Genomic DNA, 19,232 nt, shown 5'->3' on the forward strand with positions numbered 1-19,232 from the left:
GCGGGCATGGTGCACATCCTTCCAGGCCGCCCAGTGGGCAAGCCAGATCAGAGGTCACCTATCGGTGCGGCAGTCCCCAGGATCGAGCCGGTCACCTGGGACGTCACGGACCCACTCCCTCCAATCTGCGCTGCGGACGGTCAGGAGCCAAAGACGAGGCTCTTGATGTGCTCGATGATGTCGTGCAGCTCGTCGTAGTCGCGGATCGCGGGGTCGGCGACCACGAGGTTCCAGACGGTGGCGATGCCGGCGAGGATGGCGAACAGCACGACGCCGATGATCAGGCCGGTGACGGCGGTGCCGTCGCCGCGGGTCGCTCCGCGCAGCCCGGACCAGGCGACGATGATCGCCGCGCCGGCGAGCATGGCCGGCAAGAACCCGACGTACGGGATGAGGATCAGCAGCGGTGCGGAGAGGAATGCCGCCGCGCACAGCACGAGCGCGATGACCCCTTTCCCGGCTGCGGACTTGCCCGTCGGGGGCTGGTTGTTCTGGATGACGTGGACGGGGGCCTGCTGGCCGGGATTCTCGGACATGAGAGTTCTCCTTCTCGCGCGGTGGGGGTCAGATGCGGGTGTCGCGGCGGTTGAGCACCCAGGTGGTGAGGGCGATGAGGACGATGGTGAGGACGCCGCCGGCGGTGAGGATCACGGCGACGTCTCCGCCGGTGATGGTGCCGTCGTCGACGAAGAAGCCGGTGCCCAGCAGCGCGGTGCGGGTGGCGACGCCGTAGGGCGAGATCAGGGCGGCGTTGCCGACCGCCATCAGCGCGGCGGTCGAGACGCCGGAGGCGACCAGGGCGACGGCGACGGGCGCGGCGAAGGACCACAGGAACATCGACAGCGCCGATTGGATCGCTGCGGCCGGGATCGTGGCCAGGGCCAGGAGCCCGGTGACGGCGAAGTACTCGCCCGGGAGCATCCCGGGCAGCCCGAACGCGCCCTTGCCGATGACAATGACGAAGACCAAGAGGACGACCTGCATGATCGCGGTGAGCCCGGCGACGACTGCGGTCTTGGCGGTGACGATGCGCAGCGAACTGGTCGGGCCGCTCATCAGGGCGTTCCAGTTGCTGCCCCGGTGCTCGACCCGCCAGACCAGGGATCCGAGGATCGCGATGCCGATCGCCAGCGGGAACAGCCCGTAGAAGCCGACGGACTGCAGCCACACGGTGTCCCAGCCGTCCTCGGGGGCGGTGCCGTCGGCGAGCTGGGTGGCGGCACCGGCGAGGACGAGCACCACGGGCAGCAGCACGACGATCGGCCAGGCCAGGGAGCGCTTGAGCTTGATGAGTTCGGCGGACAGTGCGCTCATGTCAGGCCTCCTGATGGTCGAAGCGGACGGTGGAGACGGTGAACAGCACCGCGACGACCACGGCCAGGACGGCGATGCTCGGGTACGCGATCGGCAGGGCCTGGATCGCATCGCCTTCGTAGCCGGCGGCGCGGGCGAGGGCGTAGTAGCCCCACGGGGTGACGTGCGCGGCGGCGACCGGAAGGCCCTGGGAGAACACCGCGAGGATGCAGCCGAGCACTCCGATGCCGAGGGCGACGAGCTGGTTCTCGACCTTCGCCGACAGCAGGATGTGCAGCGCCAAGACGGCCAGGTTGACCACGAGCATGCAGAGCGTGAACCCGGCCCAGTGCCCGAGCGGGGCCGGTGGCAGGATGCCGGCCAGCAGTTTCCCGAAGGCCAGCACGATCAGGCTGGTGCCCAGGGTCACCGCGGCGACGATCACGCCGAGGGCTGCGAGCTTGGCCCGGCACACCCCGCCCGGGGTGATCCCGGAGGTCGACTGCAGCAGCCACCCGTTGCCCTGGTGCTCGATGTCGGTCTGCCGGGAGGCGAGCACCGCCAGTAGCAGCGGGGACAACAGCGGGATGCCGAGCGAAATGCCGGCCAGCAGCGCGTTCCACGCCTGAGGCGTGGCGGGGTCGAAGTCCGGGCTGGAGACCACCGCGAACAGGGACAGCCCGAGCACCCCGAGCACCATGATCACAGCGATCAGTCCGACCTTGAGATGGCGCATCTTGGCGAACTCGTTCGCCACCGCCCGGGCGTTCACAGCCCGCCTCCGGCGGTGAGGGTCATGAACACGTCCTCGAGCGTCTGCTCCTCGCGGCGCACCCCGTAGATGCCGACGCCCGAGCCGACGAGCGCGGCGACGATCCCGGCGGTCTGCCGGTCGCCGAGGCCGGGCACGGCGACCTCGTCGTCGGCGGTGAGGCGGGCGTCGTAGGAGCGCAGCGTGGTCGTGGCCGCGTGCGGGTTCGAGCAGGCGATGATGACGTCGGGGCTGGAGGCGGCCATGAGCTCGGAGCGCAATCCCTGGAAGATTATCCGCCCGCCGGAGAGGATGCCGAGCACGTTTGCGGTCTTGTCGATCTCGCCGAGCAGGTGAGAGGACACCATCACGGTCACCCCGTCGTTCGCGAGGCGACGCAGCAGGACCCGCATCTCCTCGATGCCCGCCGGGTCGAGTCCGTTCGTCGGCTCATCGAGGATCAGCAGCTTCGGCTGCCGGGCCAGCGCCATCGCGATCCCGAGGCGCTGTTTCATCCCCAGGCTGTAGTTGCGGACCTTCTTGTCCATCTGGTCCTGCAGCCTGACCGCCCGGACCGCGTAGTCGATCTGTTGACTGTTCAGGCCGAGCATCCGCTGCACCAGACGCATGTTCTCCGCGCCGGTCAGGTGCGCGTACCCGGGCGGTGCCTCGATGAGCGACCCGATCCGGCCGAGGAGCTCCCGCCTCGTGCCGCGGGTCATGGGGCGGCCCATGACGTGCACCTCGCCGCTGGTGGGCTGGATGAGCGAGAGCAGCATCTTCATCGTCGTGGACTTCCCCGCCCCGTTGGGGCCGAGGAACCCGTACACGCACCCCTCGGGGATGCGCAGGTTCAGGTTCTCGACGACGCTGCGCTGCCCGTAGCGCTTGGTCAGGTTCTCGGTGGCGACGATCGTGGAAGGCATGCCTCAACGATCCCGAGATCCGGCCCCGGAATCGTCTCGCCCGAGGCATATCTTCGGGCTATCACTTGAGGCATACGTGCATGCCCGCCCCCATGTCGCGGGAGCGTGTGAAGAGGCCTGGCGCAGTGGTCAGCGTTCGCCGGCTTCAACGAGACCGGACTCGTAAGCGAGGACCACTGCCTGGACGCGGTCGCGCAGATCCAGCTTCGTGAGGATGCGGCCGACATGCACCTTCACTGTGCCCTCGGCCAGCACGAGCTCGGCGGCGATCTCCGCGTTCGACAGGCCCCGCGCGATCAGGCCGAGCACTTCGTGCTCGCGTGGCGTCAGTTCTTTCAGCCGCACTGCGCCGCTCGGCTCCGACTGCGGGCGAGATCGGGCGAAGTGGTCGAGCAGACGCCGCGTCGTGCTCGGCGCGACCACGGCGTCGCCGGCGTGGATGTGCTTGATCGCGGCGGCGACGTCCTCGACGGGGGTGTCTTTGAGCAGGAACCCCGATGCACCGGCCTGCAGCGCGTCGTAGGCGTACTCGTCGAGGTCGAAGGTGGTCAGGATTAGCACGCGCGGGACGTCCTCGCCGGCGCAGATGCGCCTGGTCGCCTCGACCCCGCTCATCCGCGGCATCCGCACGTCCATGAGCACGACGTCGGCCTCGACCCGGTCGAGCACGTCCAGCGCGGTGTCGCCGTCGTCGGCTTCGGCGACGATCTCGATCCCTGGCTGTGCTTCCAGCACCATCCTCAGCCCCATCCGGATCATCTCCTGGTCATCGACCAGCACCACCCGCACCGTCACGTCGTTCCCTCCTCTCGCGGCAGCACCGAGACGACCTCGAACCCGCCGCCTTCGCGGGGCCCGACCCGCAGTGCACCGTGGTGGGCGGCGACTCGCTCACGCATGCCGAGCAAGCCGTGGCCCTGCGTGCCGGCCTCCGAATCCTCGGCCTGGCCGTGACCGTCGTCGGTGATCCGGACCTCGACCTCGTCCTCCCGGTACTCCAGGCGCACATCGACGCGAGTGCGGCACGGACCGGCGTGCTTCCGTGCGTTCGTCAAGGCTTCCTGCACCAGCCGGTACACCGTCAGCCCGAGCCCGTCCGACAGCGATGCCCGATCACCGCTAACTGTGAGCGCGACCGGTAAGCCGGCGATGCGGGACTGCGCGACCAGGGCGTCGAGCTGGTCGATGCCCGGCTGCGGGGCGTCCGATCCCGGCTCGTTCTCGCGCAGCACCCCGAGCATGCGGCGCATGTCGGCCAGCGCTCCTCGGCCGGTGTCGCGCACATGGAGCATCGCCGACTTCGCGCGCGCCGGCTCCGACTCGACCTTCGCCGCGGCCCCGTCGGACATCAGCACGACCACGCTGAGGCTGTGAGAGACGATGTCGTGGATCTCCCGCGCGATGCGTGCCCGTTCGTCGGCGACCGCGATCCGCGCGTTGGTCTCCCGCTCACGCTCTGCCTGCTCGGCCCTCTCCTGCAGCCCGGACACGTACTGCCGGCGGATCCGCACCAGAGTGCCCCACGTCCATACCCACAGCGTCACGACGATCAGCACGCCGAGCTGGCCGATGTCCAGGAATGCGTTGCCGAGGTGGGGGAGCGTCGCGACCAGAAGCCACGCGACCGTCACCGCTGCGCCGGGGAAGGAGATCATCCAGACGTGCCGGGTGGCGAGGTTGTAGACCGCGAACAACAGCATCGCGTCCGCAGGGAGGACCGGCGCGCCGAGCAGCAGTTGTACGGATGCGGCCAGCAGCATGAATGCGAGTACCCCGACCGGGTGTCGGCGGCGCAGCAGATACGGCGCGCACAGCGCAACCGACACGATCAGCAGCGCAACAGCGTGAGCGGGACCGCGGAAGTAGATCGGGACGATCGGCAGGTTGTACAAGAACACCCCGACCGCGACCAGCAGGTCGACCAGCCACATCCGCTCCCGTAACCACGAACCAGGGGACGGAGACGCACCGGAAGCCACGGAGCCACTGGAGGCGCTCTTTGCGGTCACCGGTGACAGAAGGTTCACAATCCCAACATTACCGGCCGGACTGCGAACGCCTTCGCTCCGATATACCAAGCAAGTCTCACAGACATCACCTTGACGGGACGCTATGAGCCCCAGTGTTCCTGCGGGGGCCGCGGTCTCAGAAGCCGGTCTCGTCGGGCGCACAAACGAGATCGGGTACTTGAGATGGTGCTCGCTCAGGCTTGCCAGAGCTCGAGCGCGTCCCAGTCCAGGGGCGCTCCCAGCGATTCGATCGTGAGCGCGCTCGAGGTCGGGAAGTCGCGGAGCAGCGCCGCAAGCCGCGCAGCCCAGTCGGTGTCGGGCTCGATGGAGGGCAGCAGGTAGGCGATCACCGCGAGTGCGTTGTAGGTGCCGTAGACCTTCTTGGCGTCCTCGGAGCTTCGTAGGTGGTCGAGTACGGGGATCTGGCCGATCTTGGGGCGCGACGGCGCGTTCTGGAGCTTACGGTTGAACAGCCGCGCATGATGGGCGGCGACGTTCCGGACGTAGTTGAGGCTGGCCAGCCAGCTGGTCATCATCTTCTTCGTCGGCACGCCGAACGCGTGTGCGATCTCCTCTGCGTCGACCTGGTTCATCCCGCGGTACAGGACGGAGAGGTGGCCGAGCTCGAGGATCTCCGTGAGCGCCCAGACCGGCATCCGGTCGTCGTACTTGTCACGGAAGTGCTCCACGAACTGCTCGTCGGAGTCGGCCTGGCGGTCGCTGACCCGCTGGAGCCATTGCACGTGCTTGCTCGGTGCCGGGTCGTGGATATCGGTCCCGTCCACGGTAAAGGCCTCCGTGAAGCAGGACGGGTCCTCGTAGGCGAAGGCCGACCTCCTGCCGAGTACATATCCGACACGCATGCGGACGGCGACCTCGACCCGCTCGAGCCCATCGAGGACGAGCATGCGGAGCCGCCGGTCGAAGTCGATGATCTCCTCGGCGTGAGCAAGGCGCGTGCCTGGCCGGAAGTCGCTGAGAACGCGGGTGCGGATCCGGTCTTCCTCGTCGACGTACTCCTCGGACGCGCGGAACGGGTACAGATATCCTGTGAGGCGGTAGTAGCCGATCGCCGCCAGGACCCTGGCTGCACGGACTTCGTCTCCGACCTCGAGGCCGTGCTCCACGAGCTGAGCGACCTGCTTGTCCACCGACAGCCAGGGCTTGTCGTACGCGACCATGAGCCTCCCCGGAAAGAAAATCAGCCCGCGCCTTGCGGCAACGGGCTGATCGTGATGATTCGATGATAGCACGACGGGCACGACAGAGTTATGCGCCGGGAGTCGCTGACCTGTGCCGGTACTACGTCGCCTTCGACCACCCCACGGTTTGGGCTGCCTCGACGACGCCGAGCCCCTCTACGTTGATGGGGTGCTTCACGATCCTGAGATTCCGCGCGACCTTCACAGCGTCGGGTGCCGGTCGGCCGAACCGCAGGCCGCGGGCCCGAGCGGAGTCGACGCCGGCCTGGACGCGCTCCTGGATGAGCTCGCGCTCGTACTCGGCGAAGGTGGCCATGAGGTTGAGCATCAGCCGGCCCTCGCGGATCGAGGGGTCGATGCCATCGGTCAGGGAACGGACCTTCACGCCGCGGCCCAGCAGGTCCTGGACCGTGGTGATGACGTCGATCATCGACCGCCCGATCCGGTCGATGCGCCACACGACGAGCTCGTCGTCCTCGGGTAGCCGTTCGTCCAGGGCCGACCACCCCGGCCGGGCCCTACTTTCCCGGTGGCATGACCGAGGTTCGGCTGTGGGTCACGACCACCTACACCCGGGCGGTGCCCGGAGGCACCGGGTCAGCCGAGTTAGGGGGCAACTACGCCTCCGGCCTGCCGGCCCAGCTCGAGGCCCGGGCCCACGGGTGCGAGCAGGTGCTGTTTACCGCTGGCACCGGGAAGGACCGCGGCCTGGAGGAGGCCGGGGCGATGAACCTGTGCCTGGTCACCGCCGAGGGGCAGCTGCTCACTCCCGGGGCCGGGCACCATCCTGGAGGGCATCACCTGCGACAGCGTCCTGGCCCTGGGCTCCGAGCACGGCCTGGCCCTGGTGCAGCGCACCATCGGTCTGGCGGAGCTGCTGGAAGGCTGCCGCGCCGGGGCGATCACCGAGGTCTTCGCCGCCGGCACCGCCGCGGTGATCAGCCCCGTCCTCGGGCTGCGCGGGGACGAGTTCGACGTGACGGTCGGCGACGGGAGGCCCGGTCCCACCACGGTGGCCATCCGCGAGCAGCTGCTGGCCACTGACCATGTGACGAGCGTAACGGGTGCCTGCCACGTCATCGTGGCCCGCCCTCACGGTCGGAAGCCGGTGGCGGTTCCGGCACCCACAGGCGCAGCCAGACTCGTCCCGCACGAGGCGTCCACGACCGCCATCGGCTCTATCGGGGACCCGGTGTCGGTTCGTGCAGCTGGCTCCTGAGGATGTGCAGGGTCGCGCACACGATTTCTGAGCAAGAAGACCTCTCGTGCACAGGGCTCCTGACGGTCCAGTTCTAGCAGCCAACTGGACGAAGCCCGTCATCTCGCCTGACAGGGGTCCGGGTCTCGCCACACGAGGTCGACGCGTCGTGCGTTGGGGCCGCGCTGGCCGCGCTCAGCGGGGTCGACCGGGTGGATGCGGGGAACCATGAGCGACTCGATGACGTGCCGCTGTTGGATCAGCGACATGCCTGACCAGGTGTCCCGGACCCTCTGCGATCTCCTCAGCTCGTCCACGAGCGGATTGAGTCGCTCCAGCTCGTCGATCCTGGCCTGGGCCGCCTCGATCTTCAGGCGCACGATCCGCTCCTGAGCAGCGAGCACACGGGGCCGTCCTCTCCGCCTGGCCTCCTTGCGCACGGCCTCCAGCCATGCCCGGTGGCCCTTGATCTCGAGCCGCAGGGCGCGGCGCTCCGAGCCGTCCTCGTCCTCCTCCCTGGCACGTGGCACCCGGAAGTCGGGCCCGAGGATCCGGGCCAGCACGGCGTCCGTGACGATCTCATCGAGATGCTCCTGGCGCATGGACACGTGGAAACCGGTGCGTCCCGGGGCACCCGCGCACTCGTAGACGCGGTAGTGAGAGCGCTGATGCTTTCCGCCACCGGTGTTCTGCGCGCCGACCCGGGTGGCGGCCCCGCAGACGCCGCAGACCGCGATCGCGCTGAGCAGGTATCGGTGAGGTCGGCCTCTCCTCCTCGTTGTGCTGATCTGTCCGTCCACACTGATGAGTTTCGCTCACGAATGGGTCGGCTATGTGGACGCCCGTGCCGCGGATCCCCATCGTCCTGGTGCGTCGGGTCTCGGTCACTCGTGCACCGCCTCCTGGCGGAGAGTGAGCCACTGCTCCTCGCTCGGCCAAACGTCGCGCCTGTCGATGAACGCTGTGGTGAGCAGGTGCACCTGATAGTCCAGTCCGTCAGCGGGGGAGCAGCGGCTGCGATCTGCGCCGTGACCGGATCCTTGTAGGTCGCTCGGACGCTGGATGAGTGAGGGGATCCCTCCAGCCTGTGCTGGGCGCGCAGCTGCGCGACCTGCACCGTTCTCGGGAGTTGACCCAGGAAGGGCTTGCAGAGCAACTTGGTGCGACGCCGCGCTGCTTGGCAGGGATCGGACGCGGTGAGCGGAACCTCGCGCTCGACTCGGTCGACGCGCTGGCGGTCCAGCGGACGTCTCGGCTAGGGCACTACTTGACGTGCGCGCTAATTCCTAGCGGACAGCAGATCCGAATGCGTTACTTTGTTGGGGTGGGGCTGGAAAGCCCGGCCTCCTAGGATCCCAACCGACTACAAGTAGATGCCGGCCTCGGTGAAGTAGGCATGCGCGAACATCGGCTTTTCTGAGGGAATCAGCGGGCTGCCGAGTTGACCGACGTCGGCAAGGCCCCGCAGTTTCGGGAAGCGTTTATGGGCCCGTTCGTAGCGCTGCGTGTGGATGATGATGTGCTTGAGAAAATATCGGTTCTCCTCCGACATGCGGTCGAGATCCATCACCACGAGCTCCTTGTCGCGCCGGCCCTGCCGCTTGGACTGGATCTTGGTGGCGCGTGACTCGGTGTTCGCCAGCTCGTACGGGGTCGGTGCGATGTACTACGCGAGACGGTTGAAATTCTGCCAGAGCGCATAGAAGTCGTCCGGGCCCCAGCCGTGCTGGTCTTCGGAGTAGATCCGATCGTCGAAGCCCCGCAACGGGCCGCTGCCCGGCTCGGCGTTCACGAGCGATCTGCGCTCGCACTACTGTCTTGATCTCACTGGCCAGCTCCTCCACGAGCGCGTTCACCATTCGACGGTAAGCGTCGTAGTCCTGTTCTGCCAAGCAGGCGCTGATCGCAGCGTCGTCGACGTCGATTTTCTGGGTTGCACCGGAGTGCGAAGACACTTCCACGTAGAGCCGGGCGGAGCCATCCGGCTCATGGCTGCCGACGCGGATGTCGACCGGTGCATCGATCGAAACGGCGTGTTCGGCCTCGCGCACCGCAGCGCGCGCCACATTGATCGTGCTGATTGTGAAGAGCGGACCGACGGGATTCATCGCAGTTCCTCGAAGGGATCTACGACGCTGTGCACGCCATGGGTGGGGCAGGAGAACGCAATCCTGATTCCTTGTCCTTCGCCCGCGTCGAACGGTTCGGGTGGGCAGTCCGCACCGCACTCGAGGCATGTCCGGTAGGACTCGTCTTCGCGCGCCAGCGGATCGAACATGTTCCTATTGTCGTCGACGCCCGTGCGACAGCGCAGCGGCTCAGGGCAAATTCAACTGGGACACGAGGCGCAATGCCACGTTCAGTAGCTCGTTGTTGATCGGTCACCACTTAGTTTTCGGAAACTGCACTGGCCCGCTACAGGCCCGTCGTGAGAGGGGCGCTCAGCACTCGTACGGATCCGGGATCCAGTCCGAGAACATGCGCACTATCCACCAAGGGGAGGTCCGTCATCTCCTCGTGCGAAGCGAAAATGACGCAACAGTCGATGCTTGGGTCTTTCGATGAGCGCCAGAGGACTCCAAGCACGGGTCCGGTCCGGTGGTTGAGCTCGTATCGGAGGAACTCGGAGATGATCTGTGTCGGGACGTAGTCGAGGTCGAGACGATCATCCGGGTCGGCCACCCGTCGAACGTCTTCGACGAAGTCCTGCATAAATCTCATTGAAGGACGTCGGTGCCGTTCGCTCGAGTCGAATAGCGATGGTACTCGAGGAGCATTCGTCAGGTCGACCACGGTGATGTCGCAAAGTAGTTCGAACTGACCAATGGTGCCAACGTGGGACGGATCTGCGTAGCTCGCGACCTCCCGCTGTGCGCCCAGCGCGGTGGACGCCCCGTAGAAGGCACCAATGCCCTTGCCGCTCATGCGATTGTCGCGCGCCACGTGATCGGGAGGCGTACCCAGATCCTTGGCGCTGACATAGGTTTCGGCTGGGGCGTGCGGACGAAGTCGCCACCACCTGGTTCCTGCGAGCAGGGTTCGAACCTGGTCGGCCTCGGCCACTGCTCTGAGAACCGCGGCCGGCACGTCGTTAATCGTGATCTCGCCGGGACTTTGGTGCGGAGTGGGCCCTTGGAGCAAGAAAGAGTACCGGCGTCGATGCTTCACATGATCTCGAAACTCTGACCATCCGTACCGAAGCGCGTCGGTCGGCGCGACCTTGTAAGGGTCGCGTTGAACCCATTCGGTCTGGCCGATGGCTGCGGTGAGGTCGTCGAGAAGATCTCCGTTCTCCGTCACCTCGTGAGCCTCAAGCACTTCGTAGGTATCCACGCACGGCATCTGATACCCGCCGTCGGCTGAGGACCAAAGCACCTGCTCGACAGGGTCCTCATATTCGCATCGAAGACTGCCCACAATGAGGTCTACGAGGAGCGATACCGGCGCGCTTGCTCCAGATCTGGCAGGGGGAGAGCCACAGTAGTCACACGTCGTGGTGCCGGCGAAGGCCCGGACGGCTTCGACGAGGGCGTAGTCCGTGAGGCATTGCGTGCAGACCGTCTTATCGACTTGGCTCCATCCCCGCGCTTCGATCTCCTCGAGCCACCGTTTCACCTGGCCCATTCATCCCCCAGTCCTTGCATCGGATGCATGGGAGTCACCTTAGCGGCGAGATCCAGACGCTAGGGCGTGTCTCCCAATAGGTTCTTGAGCCAGACGGTGATGGCGCGCAGCACGGTCCCGCCGCGCTCTACGCGGAACAAACACGTATACGTGCTCACCAGTGCTGCGGGTTACGGTGTTTCCAGTCTTGCCATTCGTCGTGGCTCAAGTCGGGGCGTTCGCCTTGTGGCAGCCAGATGCGGCGGAGCGGGTCGGACTCTTCGAGGTGCTGCTCCGCCCATGAGAGGTACTCCCCGAGGATTCCGGCATGCTCGTGCTCCGGGCCGCGGTCCGTGACAGCTCCTCGCAGGCCGGTGACCGCGTCCGTGAGCTCGCGGTGCCGCACGAAGTCGCTGCGGAGCTGCTCGAGCGTCTCGGCCCAGCTGGTGTAGCGGTCCGCCCGTTTCCGCAGCTCTTCGGCGCGACGCTGCTGCTCGGCGCGCTTGAGCTCCCATTGGCGACGCCGTTCGACGGCTGCTCGGGCATCGACGGAGAGCTGCTGGATCCTCTCGATAGCGCGCAGCAGCTTATCCTCGATACGGGTGGCGACAGTGTCGTCGAGCGCGAGCACGTCATGAGTTCCGGCTCTGATCTCCAGGCGCATCCGTTCAGTCGCGACGTAGTCGTGCTTCGGATAGCTGCGCCAGTTGTAGCGGGTCTCCTTGGCCAGTTCCTCTTCGGTCGGAACGTGGTCGACGCGCCTCTGCTGCATCCGAATGCGGATCGTCGCCGGTGCGTCGCCTGCGTCGATCGAGAGCAGATCCGGTCCGGGGGAGACCCGAGTGCGACATCCGTTCCAAGGATCTTGCTCGAAGGTGGCAGGTTTGGCCGTCACCGTCCATCCGCGGCGCAGAGCCTCCTGGACGAGCGCGTGGAGGATGAGCAGAGCGCGCTGTCGTTCCTCGGTTGGAACGTCGAGACGTGCCTTGTGATCGACGATCTCCCGCACGGCTTGGTGGGGGCGTCGCACCTGCTCGGGCATCGGGATGGTCTCGTCCTTCACGACGCGCGCGGGCTTGGCCTTCGGGCCGGCCGATTCGGAAGGCTGTGGGTTGGGCTCCGTCTTGGTGCCCTCAGCGGTGGTGTCCTCCGGCTCGCGCTTCTGCGCCGGCTCGGGCGGTGCCAGCGGCTTCTTCTTCGACGACTCATCCTTAGGGTGGCGTCCGTGCTCGAGGTAGAACGCTCCAGCTTCGGTGATGGCGATACGCCAGTGCCCGCGCCGCTTGTCGAGATCCACGAGGCCGCGGTTGCGGAGCGCAATGGCGCTCGTCTTGAACGTGTCGCTGGGCGGATTGTCGAGATCAGCGCCGGCAGCGACCCAGCGAAGCACGAGGAGTTGAGTTTCGTTCAGCGATAGATCCATGGGACCAGGATGGTGGTGAAGGACCTGTCGGCGCACTGCTCGTGATCAAAGTGTCGACTGTCCTCAGAACGGTGTCGGCGATCTTCGCTGCCACGTCTCAGCGATACCCCATGAGCTTCGCCCAGTCTCCACCAGAAGATGGCGCGAGGAGGGGGCGATAAACACCTCGGTGTTGGCGATGAGGTACAGGTCAAAAGCGCTCCGAGAAGCTCATGACGTCTTCCTGCCCGCGGCCCGCCCCACGATCAGTTCGGTGGTCCGCACGAGCAGCACTGTGGCTTGTGCAGCTGCGAAGGCGTCGACGTCGTCGATGTCGCCATGCGTCACCTTCTGTGCGAGATCCCACGTCTTGCGCATCAGCGCGCGAAGCTCGGCCCGGTCGCGGCCGCTGGCGTGAGAGTCGATGAAGAGGTCGAACCAAGCGCGCGCATCGGCCCCTCGCGGAGGCTCCTGGCCCTCCGAGACAAGCGCCGGATCCGCGATCAGCTTGCCAAGATCGATGAGGATCTCGCGGCTACGACGCCCGACGTCCTGCCATGTGTCCTTATCGCGAGCACCGGTGTACTCGTTGATCAGCCCTCTGACCCGAAGATTGATGGCATCCCACGTAGGGCTCGAGACGCCCACGGCGGGGTCATGGACTGTCACTCCGTTGGCCTGCTCCTCCAACTGGTCGAGAGCCTCACGCTTCAACGTCGCGACGTGGGTCCTACGGGAGGCGTAGGTCGGCAGCTCCTGGGAGTAATAGCCGTGCCACTCCCATAGCGACCGCCAGGGGAACGGGGGAGTGAGTCCGAGGCGTTTGAACTGGGCGGCCAGCACACGATCGTTGCGCTGGTAGTCCGCATCGAAGTCGTCGAAACGACCCTGACCTGTCCCGGTTGCGACGATGACGTTGGCCTGTCGCTCCACCAGCTCCACGAGCTGTGGGATCGAGGCGGTAGGAGCCGTCATCATCAGCCCTTGGACTTCCGGTTCGAGGGATGGATGCTCGCCTCGTCGATCTGTTGCAGCTCTTCCAGCGAGAGGAAGTAGTCCGTCCGGCTGAAGCCGCGTCCGCGGCCGTCCATGATCCGGCGGTACTCGGCCAGCATGCGCACGTACACGGCGAGCACACGGTGATGCGAGTTGCCGCTGTCGTTGCGCTCCAGCTGGGGCCTCAGTTCGGTCCACCGGTCGTCGCGCATGAGATACTCGACATAGCTGGCCATGTGGCCCTCAAGTGCGTCGTTGTGATCGAACCCCCTGAACTCGAGGCTGTTCTTCAGCTTCTCGTCGACCGTCGACCCGTCCTCCTCGAGACGGTCGATGCTGTAGGTGATGATCCGGAACATGTCGAGGATGTCCTTGACGCGCCCGCAGTCGCGCTGGGAGAGCTCCGTCTGGAAGCCTGCGGTCTCGAACCAGTACTCGCCTGTGTAACCGGCCTCCAGGATCTGCGCTCGCATGAGCTGGTAGTCGAGGTCGCCGTCGACGTCGTTCGCGTCCTCAGGGAGAACCCGGCCGAGGATGCGGTGGAGCATCGAGAGGATCTGCCGATCGATGATCCGCAAGGTCGTCTGCGGAGGCTCGTCGCCGTACTTTGCTTCCTGCTCGTACACGGGCACCACGGCCTCCATCACTAGGTTGCGCACGTACTCGCTGAGGGAGAGGCCCTCGTCGTCCGCCAGTTCCTTGAGCTGGTCGCGGATCCGGTCCTCGACCCGAATATTCAGAACAGCCATGCCGTCCTCCAATCATCGTGTATGACGCTTAGTGTAGCTGCGTCATACATGCCTCAGCCTGAGTGAGCGATCCCGGCGTGTCGATGGACCTGATCGAAGTCGCGTGGCGGCCAGCCCGTTGAACTGAGGCGGCGACCCAGCCGGTGTTCTCCGGGGATCGTCCGGAGCGCGATCGTGCGATGTGCCGCCCAAGAACTGCCGAGCAGCTGGCTGCCACGCCTCACTATGTCGTCGGCATCGAGCGTGCGGAGCGGAACCTCGCGCTCGACTCGGTCGACGTGCTGGCTGCGCATCCGGTCGTCGACGCGGTGTCGCTGCTCGACGCCGGGCGCTGGTCCCTCGGCGATGACGATGTGGTCATAGTTGTCGAAGTCTCCAGCATCTACGATGCGATCGACGACTTGTCTCGCGGTGTCAATTGCTCGTCTCAGAGTTCGCGTCGGACGAGCACTCGATGTCCTGCGCAAGCGCCCAGAGTTCGCGGTCCTGTGCTTCGTATCCAGGTCGCCCGACGTTCTCGAAGGGGTTCTTCGCCAGGACGAACGCGTAGCTGGTGTTGTGGAGCTTCTCGCCCGTCGTGCCGCTGCGCATCGACTCGACGATCTGCTCGACGATCTCCGGATCGACGCTGCGCATGAGGCTTCGCGTCTGTTCGATCTCCTCTTCGGACGCCGGCGGTACATCCCGGTGCTGCTCGAGCTGGCGTTTGCCCTCGATGTGTTCGCCGAGGCGGAGCTGCCAGCCGATCTGATGCACCTGGCCGACTACAGCGCGAACGGCGTCGGCGTCGGCCGTCTCCTGCGGCGTCATCGAATCACCCGTTGGCGTTACGTCGACGTAGAACCCGCGCTGCTTGAGGTGGTTGTGGTCGCGCTTCCACTCGTCGATGGTGCCGAGCACCCGTGCGTTCTCCTCGGGGTCCGACGGCTCGGTGCCGAACCAGTAGTCCTCGTGGACCAGGAAGTTGTGCACGACCTCGAGCTTGAGCCCGTGCAGCCCCCACAGATCCCTCAGCCTCTGGTTCACGAAAGGCTCGCCTTCGGGGGAAGAGGCGATCTGCACGCGCCGTTCGTGGAGAGCGATCGCCTTCCCTGACTCCTCCATGCCAAGGATTGCCAGCGACCGTGCAAGGGACACGTTCTCGCTGTCCAGCATGGCCACTGCTGCCCGGAGAAGTCGATCCGCATTCGCGAGCAGGGCGTCCTGCAATGCTATGACCTGGTCGGGACTGAGGTCTGCGGGGAGGTGCTGCTTGCCTGCCATGCTCCGAGTCTCCCTCGTGCCTCGGACATCGCCAGTGCGGAAGGGCATCGGCGGTTCGCGTGTTGGTCAGTGAGCTCAGAACGAGAGCCTCTGCTTCTGTAGCCCTTCGAGATCGTGCACGGTCAGCCGCCGGGGGTGCATATGAAGTGCCTGCGTTGAAGAACGGCGCGTCTGCGCGCTGCGACCCACCTCCTCATGTCTCGCGGGTGCGGCCTCGACATCTCGCTGCGGATTCGCGTCAGGGGCACGACCGGCCCGCTGTGCTCCTGGCCGCAGCCGGCGAAGGCTAGCCGCTCACCTTGAGCAGTTTCGCCACGTTCTGTGGCATGGACTTTGCGGCAGCCGCCATCTGCTCCCACCACCTCGACGGATCGTTGTGGAACACGCGTCCGTACTGGTTCGTGTTCGATGTCGCGTGGGTAAGGAAAAGCCCCTTCCGTGCCCTGGAGACCATCACAAGAAGGATCCGCGCGTCTTCGAGCACGGCTTCTTCCGTTCGGGAATACGAGCTTGGTACGTGACCGTCCTCGAGCGCCATCACGATCACCCAGTCGAACTGCTGGCCCTTGCCGACATGCGCGTTCAAGACGTGCACCCCCGGTGCGATCGCGGAGACCGCGTGGTGATCGCGAATGCGGTTCACCAGCGAAGCGACGGATGACTCGGTGTCCTCGTACTCGCTCAGCTGCTCGCAGGCTTCGTGGATCTCTGTCAGCGTGTCGACCTCCGTGGGCGGCAGCGCTGTGCATGCGCGCTCCTCGAGCTCGGCCACCTGCTCAGCGAATGAGGCTGTTGCGTCGACGTGTCGAGCGTGGAGCTTAAGCAGGCGCACCACCCGTGGTGTGTCCAGCGCGATGTCCCAGAACTGGGGGTAATGGGTAGCGCGCTCGTACGCGCGGTCCAGCGCGCCGCGGCGATACACGGCGCGGCAGATCACGCCGATCCGATCGTCGGGGTACTTCTCGGCGAGGTAGTCGGTGAGCGCGACGATGCCGTCTGCTTCTGCTGTGTCGTTCGGGTAAGCGGCGGCATACGCGTGCCCGCCGGACTTGCCCCAGCGTTCCGGCTGGGCGGCTTCCAGCGCAGGTGAACCGAGGTCCACGGAGACGCTGTTGACGACGCTGAGGACGGCGGGGGAGGAGCGGAACGAGCTCGTGAGATGCACGACCTCGCAGCTCGATTCGAGCTCAGCGTGGATATGATCCGGATCGGCACCAGCCCAGCCGAAGATGCCTTGGAACGGATCGCCGACATATGTCACGTTTCGTCGGGCGACGCGCTGGGTGATTTCGTATTGCTGGAGGGAGAGATCCTGGAACTCGTCGACGAGAAGCGCGTCGAAGTGGGCTTGGAAGAGTGCCGCGACGCGGTCGTTGCGGAGGATGAGCTGTGCATAGCGCAGGAGATCTCCGTAGTCGACGTAGTTCTCCGTCTGCCTTGCGCGCTCGATGTCCAGTGCGTCCTGATCGCTTGCCAGGCGCTCGAGGACCTCGGCGTCGGTCAGGGGCTCGCGTTTGCCCGTTTGAAGGAGATCCTTCACGTTCTTCGTGCGCGTGCGATCGAGGCCTCGGTCCGCCATGGCTCGACGCAGCCACGAGGGATTCGGACCGGTATAGCCCCGTTCGAGCCCGATCACCGGAGCGTGCGCTTCGACGATGCGCGCCGCGAGCTCGTGGAAGTTCATAGTCGACACGCTCGCGCGCATCTGCGCCTCGCCGAGCTGCTGCCGCAGTCGCTCGCGAAGGTTGTCCCTCGCCCTGTTGGTGAACGTGATTGCGAGAAGTCGACGGCCGGGCCGCACGGTGCCGTCTCGGATCAAGCGCTGCGCTCGCATGGCAAGCAGCTCCGTCTTCCCGCAACCCGGCGGCGCGACGACTAGCAAACGATCTGCGGTGCTTTCGACTGCCCTGCGCTGCGCGCCGATCGGGGTGTTCGCCATCAGACCACCATCGCCTTGATGTGCTGGATCAGGCCGTTGAGTGCGTCGGACGAAGCGATCACCGTGGGTGTGAGCAGAGGCGCGATCGCGCGTGCCGCGGGGATCTTCCGGCTGTCCTGCTTCGTGATGAAGTCGGCGACCTGGTTGTCGGTGAGATCATCGAGCGATGATGCTCCACCGGCGTTGAGCAGTCCCTGCTCGCGGGCGATTCCGGTTTCGATGAGTGCGTCGGCGACGGTCCTGGCACCCAGCAGCGACACGTACTCGTGCTCGAGATCCGACCTTGCCACGAAGAACCCGTGCTTGCCGAGGGACTTTGGCTTGATGCCCAGCGCCCCGGACCAAGCATGCTCACGATCCTCGTCGCACAGGCCGCACAATGCCAGGTCGAAGCCGTTCTTGCCGACGATCTCGAGCACCTTCTTGAACTTGTCCGCGCCGTCGAGAGCGAACACAGACACGCCGGCGCGATCGAGGCTCACACCCGCGTTCGCCGCGACGACTTCGACGATCACTCGATCTGCAGCGCCCTCGACGAACAGCAGCTTTCGCGCCGTCAGACCCTCCAGCAGCTGCGGCGACCACCAATGGATCCGTTCCTTCTCGACGGCACTGAAGTTCGCCTCAGGGATCTGCCTGACCTCACGGTCCGGGTTGACGACGAGCACGTGCTTCGGCTCGAACCGCTGGACCACGTAAGGGGAGTGCGTGACGACGATCCGTTGCTTCGATGACGCGGCGAACAGAGCGGCGACCGTTCGCTGGCTGGCGGCGTGCAGATGGATCTCGGGCTCGTCGACCGCCACGATGTTCGCCGCTGACTGTGCGAGATCGAAGAACGTCAGCGCCATGAGCTGACGCATGCCATCGCTCTGATCTCCGAGCGCCTTAAAACGGTCACCGTCGCGAAGGTAGAGGGTGGCACCGTCGAGCGGACTCGACTGCGGGTCGGCCGTGGTGCGGATTGTCAGACCGTCGGCGTCGTAGGACCGGGGAACAGCGCGGGAGAGGTGCCCCGCGATCTCCTGACGGAGCGAGTGAAGCGCGTCGTTGTCGGCAAGCTTCTCGTTGAAGGACTCCAGGAGATCCTCCAGAGCCTCGCTGTCGTTACCCACGTCGACCGAATCGAGCATCATCCGGAAGGCGCTCCGCTTGCCTTCCATGTAGTCGGCCGAGTTGCTGCGGTCCGCAGGAAGGTACTGCCACCCGATCACCGCGAGCTGGTCACGAGTCGGCTGCCTCCGATTGCCAGAGTCGGGGAAGTAGCGATCGATCAGGACGTTGTCGGGGTCTCCCTCCACTCTCGCCACCTCAAGGCGAAGGAGCAGATAGTCGGGCTCACCTTCCCGAACCGACATCTGGAAGGGGAACTGGCCTGCCTCTTCCTCGCTGAAGCCTTCGAGTCGCGCTTCCACGACGAGCATGTCCGCTCCCGCGCGGATGTGCTCAGGATGTATCGACTGGTAGAGCTGCTGAGTCGACGCGCCCAGCAGCTGGTGGAGAAGCCGAAGAATCGAGGTCTTCCCGACGTCGTTCCCTCCCACGATCACAAGGTGCTCCCGAACGGGGACCTCCAGGTCGGCAAGCACGGCGTGCCCCATGATCTTGATCTGAGAGAGCTTCATCGGTTCCTCGCTACGCTGCGTTACTCCTGACAATCGGTCGACCGTCTGTTCGATCAGCGTACTGAGCGCGACGCCCGAAACTGGGTCGGCTCTCCGGCAGACGATGCCTACGCGGGACGATGGAACATGCACATGTAGACCCACCCCTATTTTGAACAGTATCCGGGTCCAACTGCGCCCTGGTGATGACCCTCAGCGGGTTCACCGCACTGTCCCTCGGGGCGGGCCGGCGCACGTGCGTGGGGGTGGGTCTCGTGGCTCTCGCGGGCTTCGTGG

The 19,232-nt window shown here is 65.8% G+C and carries 19 protein-coding genes and 1 pseudogene; 1 reads left to right on the top strand and 19 read right to left on the bottom strand.

Annotation, left to right across the window (positions count from 1 at the left end; genetic code table 11):
* Positions 1-140 precede the first annotated feature (140 nt).
* The 8 genes and pseudogenes from QL985_RS09275 to QL985_RS09310 form a co-directional block, all read right to left on the bottom strand.
* Positions 141-536: a hypothetical protein gene (locus tag QL985_RS09275; protein WP_204781696.1), complete on the bottom strand. Its 396-nt coding sequence runs from the start codon at positions 534-536 to the stop codon at positions 141-143.
* A 28-nt stretch (positions 537-564) separates the two neighbouring features.
* Complete coding sequence (locus QL985_RS09280) at positions 565-1,314, bottom strand: ABC transporter permease (RefSeq protein WP_239358053.1); 750 nt, start codon at positions 1,312-1,314, stop codon at positions 565-567.
* 1 nt (position 1,315) lies between these two features.
* Positions 1,316-2,065: an ABC transporter permease gene (locus QL985_RS09285; protein WP_239358054.1), complete on the bottom strand. Its 750-nt coding sequence runs from the start codon at positions 2,063-2,065 to the stop codon at positions 1,316-1,318.
* On the bottom strand, positions 2,062-2,970 hold the full coding sequence (locus QL985_RS09290) for an ATP-binding cassette domain-containing protein (RefSeq protein ID WP_239358055.1): 909 nt from the start codon (positions 2,968-2,970) through the stop codon (positions 2,062-2,064). The genes QL985_RS09285 and QL985_RS09290 overlap by 4 nt, the downstream gene beginning before the upstream one ends.
* A 129-nt stretch (positions 2,971-3,099) precedes the next feature.
* Positions 3,100-3,765 (bottom strand): response regulator transcription factor, encoded by a 666-nt coding sequence (locus QL985_RS09295; RefSeq protein ID WP_204781700.1) that lies wholly within the window; start codon positions 3,763-3,765, stop codon positions 3,100-3,102.
* Complete coding sequence (locus QL985_RS09300; RefSeq protein ID WP_239358056.1) at positions 3,762-4,901, bottom strand: sensor histidine kinase; 1,140 nt, start codon at positions 4,899-4,901, stop codon at positions 3,762-3,764. Before QL985_RS09300 ends, QL985_RS09295 begins: the two co-directional genes overlap by 4 nt.
* Before the next feature lie 272 nt (positions 4,902-5,173).
* Positions 5,174-6,160, bottom strand: a complete 987-nt coding sequence (locus QL985_RS09305; RefSeq protein ID WP_204781702.1) for an Abi family protein — start codon at positions 6,158-6,160, stop codon at positions 5,174-5,176.
* Between the two features lie 121 nt (positions 6,161-6,281).
* Positions 6,282-6,689 (bottom strand): annotated as a pseudogene (locus QL985_RS09310) (recombinase family protein); the annotation flags it as partial.
* A gap of 339 nt (positions 6,690-7,028) precedes the next feature.
* On the opposite strand from QL985_RS09310, the gene QL985_RS09315 reads away from it, so the two are divergent.
* Positions 7,029-7,400, top strand: a complete 372-nt coding sequence (locus tag QL985_RS09315; protein ID WP_204781703.1) for a hypothetical protein — start codon at positions 7,029-7,031, stop codon at positions 7,398-7,400.
* Between the two features lie 98 nt (positions 7,401-7,498).
* On the opposite strand, the gene QL985_RS09320 is transcribed toward QL985_RS09315, so the two are convergent.
* The 11 genes from QL985_RS09320 to QL985_RS09370 all read right to left on the bottom strand — a co-directional run bounded on the left by QL985_RS09320 (position 7,499) and on the right by QL985_RS09370 (position 18,956).
* The gene (locus tag QL985_RS09320) at positions 7,499-8,179 is read right to left on the bottom strand and encodes a zinc ribbon domain-containing protein (protein ID WP_259901418.1); all 681 of its coding nucleotides are present in this window, start codon (positions 8,177-8,179) and stop codon (positions 7,499-7,501) included.
* Positions 8,180-8,742: 563 nt separating this feature from the next.
* Positions 8,743-8,952, bottom strand: a complete 210-nt coding sequence (locus tag QL985_RS09325) for a hypothetical protein (RefSeq protein WP_239358060.1) — start codon at positions 8,950-8,952, stop codon at positions 8,743-8,745.
* Positions 8,953-9,045: 93 nt separating this feature from the next.
* Positions 9,046-9,171 carry a hypothetical protein gene (locus QL985_RS09330; protein WP_259901417.1) on the bottom strand — a complete coding sequence of 42 codons (126 nt, stop codon included), beginning with the start codon at positions 9,169-9,171 and terminating at the stop codon, positions 9,046-9,048.
* A gap of 312 nt (positions 9,172-9,483) precedes the next feature.
* Positions 9,484-9,657: a hypothetical protein gene (locus QL985_RS09335; protein ID WP_204781707.1), complete on the bottom strand. Its 174-nt coding sequence runs from the start codon at positions 9,655-9,657 to the stop codon at positions 9,484-9,486.
* 137 nt (positions 9,658-9,794) lie between these two features.
* Positions 9,795-11,003 (bottom strand): HEPN-associated N-terminal domain-containing protein, encoded by a 1,209-nt coding sequence (locus QL985_RS09340; RefSeq protein WP_239358061.1) that lies wholly within the window; start codon positions 11,001-11,003, stop codon positions 9,795-9,797.
* A 154-nt stretch (positions 11,004-11,157) separates the two neighbouring features.
* Complete coding sequence (locus QL985_RS09345; RefSeq protein ID WP_239358062.1) at positions 11,158-12,405, bottom strand: hypothetical protein; 1,248 nt, start codon at positions 12,403-12,405, stop codon at positions 11,158-11,160.
* 210 nt (positions 12,406-12,615) lie between these two features.
* Positions 12,616-13,326, bottom strand: a complete 711-nt coding sequence (locus tag QL985_RS09350) for a hypothetical protein (RefSeq protein ID WP_204781710.1) — start codon at positions 13,324-13,326, stop codon at positions 12,616-12,618.
* A 35-nt stretch (positions 13,327-13,361) separates the two neighbouring features.
* Positions 13,362-14,129, bottom strand: a complete 768-nt coding sequence (locus tag QL985_RS09355) for a YfbU family protein (protein ID WP_239358063.1) — start codon at positions 14,127-14,129, stop codon at positions 13,362-13,364.
* 414 nt (positions 14,130-14,543) lie between these two features.
* Complete coding sequence (locus QL985_RS09360) at positions 14,544-15,392, bottom strand: AbiV family abortive infection protein (protein ID WP_239358064.1); 849 nt, start codon at positions 15,390-15,392, stop codon at positions 14,544-14,546.
* A gap of 286 nt (positions 15,393-15,678) precedes the next feature.
* Positions 15,679-17,331 carry an ATP-dependent helicase gene (locus QL985_RS09365; protein WP_204781713.1) on the bottom strand — a complete coding sequence of 551 codons (1,653 nt, stop codon included), beginning with the start codon at positions 17,329-17,331 and terminating at the stop codon, positions 15,679-15,681.
* Positions 17,331-18,956, bottom strand: a complete 1,626-nt coding sequence (locus QL985_RS09370; RefSeq protein ID WP_204781714.1) for an AAA family ATPase — start codon at positions 18,954-18,956, stop codon at positions 17,331-17,333. The genes QL985_RS09365 and QL985_RS09370 overlap by 1 nt, the downstream gene beginning before the upstream one ends.
* Between the last annotated feature and the right edge of the window lie 276 nt (positions 18,957-19,232).

The organism is Kocuria sp. APC 4018, assembly GCF_030407675.1.
In the GTDB taxonomy this organism is placed as follows: Bacteria; Actinomycetota; Actinomycetes; order Actinomycetales; family Micrococcaceae; genus Kocuria; species Kocuria rhizophila.

Coding starts and splice junctions, on each gene's coding strand:
- QL985_RS09275 (WP_204781696.1), bottom strand. CDS start 536: ATGTCCGAGAATCCCGGCCAGCAGGCCCCCGTCCACGTCATCCAGAAC.
- QL985_RS09280 (WP_239358053.1), bottom strand. CDS start 1,314: ATGAGCGCACTGTCCGCCGAACTCATCAAGCTCAAGCGCTCCCTGGCC.
- QL985_RS09290 (WP_239358055.1), bottom strand. CDS start 2,970: ATGCCTTCCACGATCGTCGCCACCGAGAACCTGACCAAGCGCTACGGG.
- QL985_RS09300 (WP_239358056.1), bottom strand. CDS start 4,901: ATGTGGCTGGTCGACCTGCTGGTCGCGGTCGGGGTGTTCTTGTACAAC.
- QL985_RS09305 (WP_204781702.1), bottom strand. CDS start 6,160: ATGGTCGCGTACGACAAGCCCTGGCTGTCGGTGGACAAGCAGGTCGCT.
- QL985_RS09335 (WP_204781707.1), bottom strand. CDS start 9,657: ATGTTCGATCCGCTGGCGCGCGAAGACGAGTCCTACCGGACATGCCTC.
- QL985_RS09340 (WP_239358061.1), bottom strand. CDS start 11,003: ATGGGCCAGGTGAAACGGTGGCTCGAGGAGATCGAAGCGCGGGGATGG.
- QL985_RS09345 (WP_239358062.1), bottom strand. CDS start 12,405: ATGGATCTATCGCTGAACGAAACTCAACTCCTCGTGCTTCGCTGGGTC.
- QL985_RS09355 (WP_239358063.1), bottom strand. CDS start 14,129: ATGGCTGTTCTGAATATTCGGGTCGAGGACCGGATCCGCGACCAGCTC.
- QL985_RS09360 (WP_239358064.1), bottom strand. CDS start 15,392: ATGGCAGGCAAGCAGCACCTCCCCGCAGACCTCAGTCCCGACCAGGTC.
- QL985_RS09365 (WP_204781713.1), bottom strand. CDS start 17,331: ATGGCGAACACCCCGATCGGCGCGCAGCGCAGGGCAGTCGAAAGCACC.
- QL985_RS09370 (WP_204781714.1), bottom strand. CDS start 18,956: ATGAAGCTCTCTCAGATCAAGATCATGGGGCACGCCGTGCTTGCCGAC.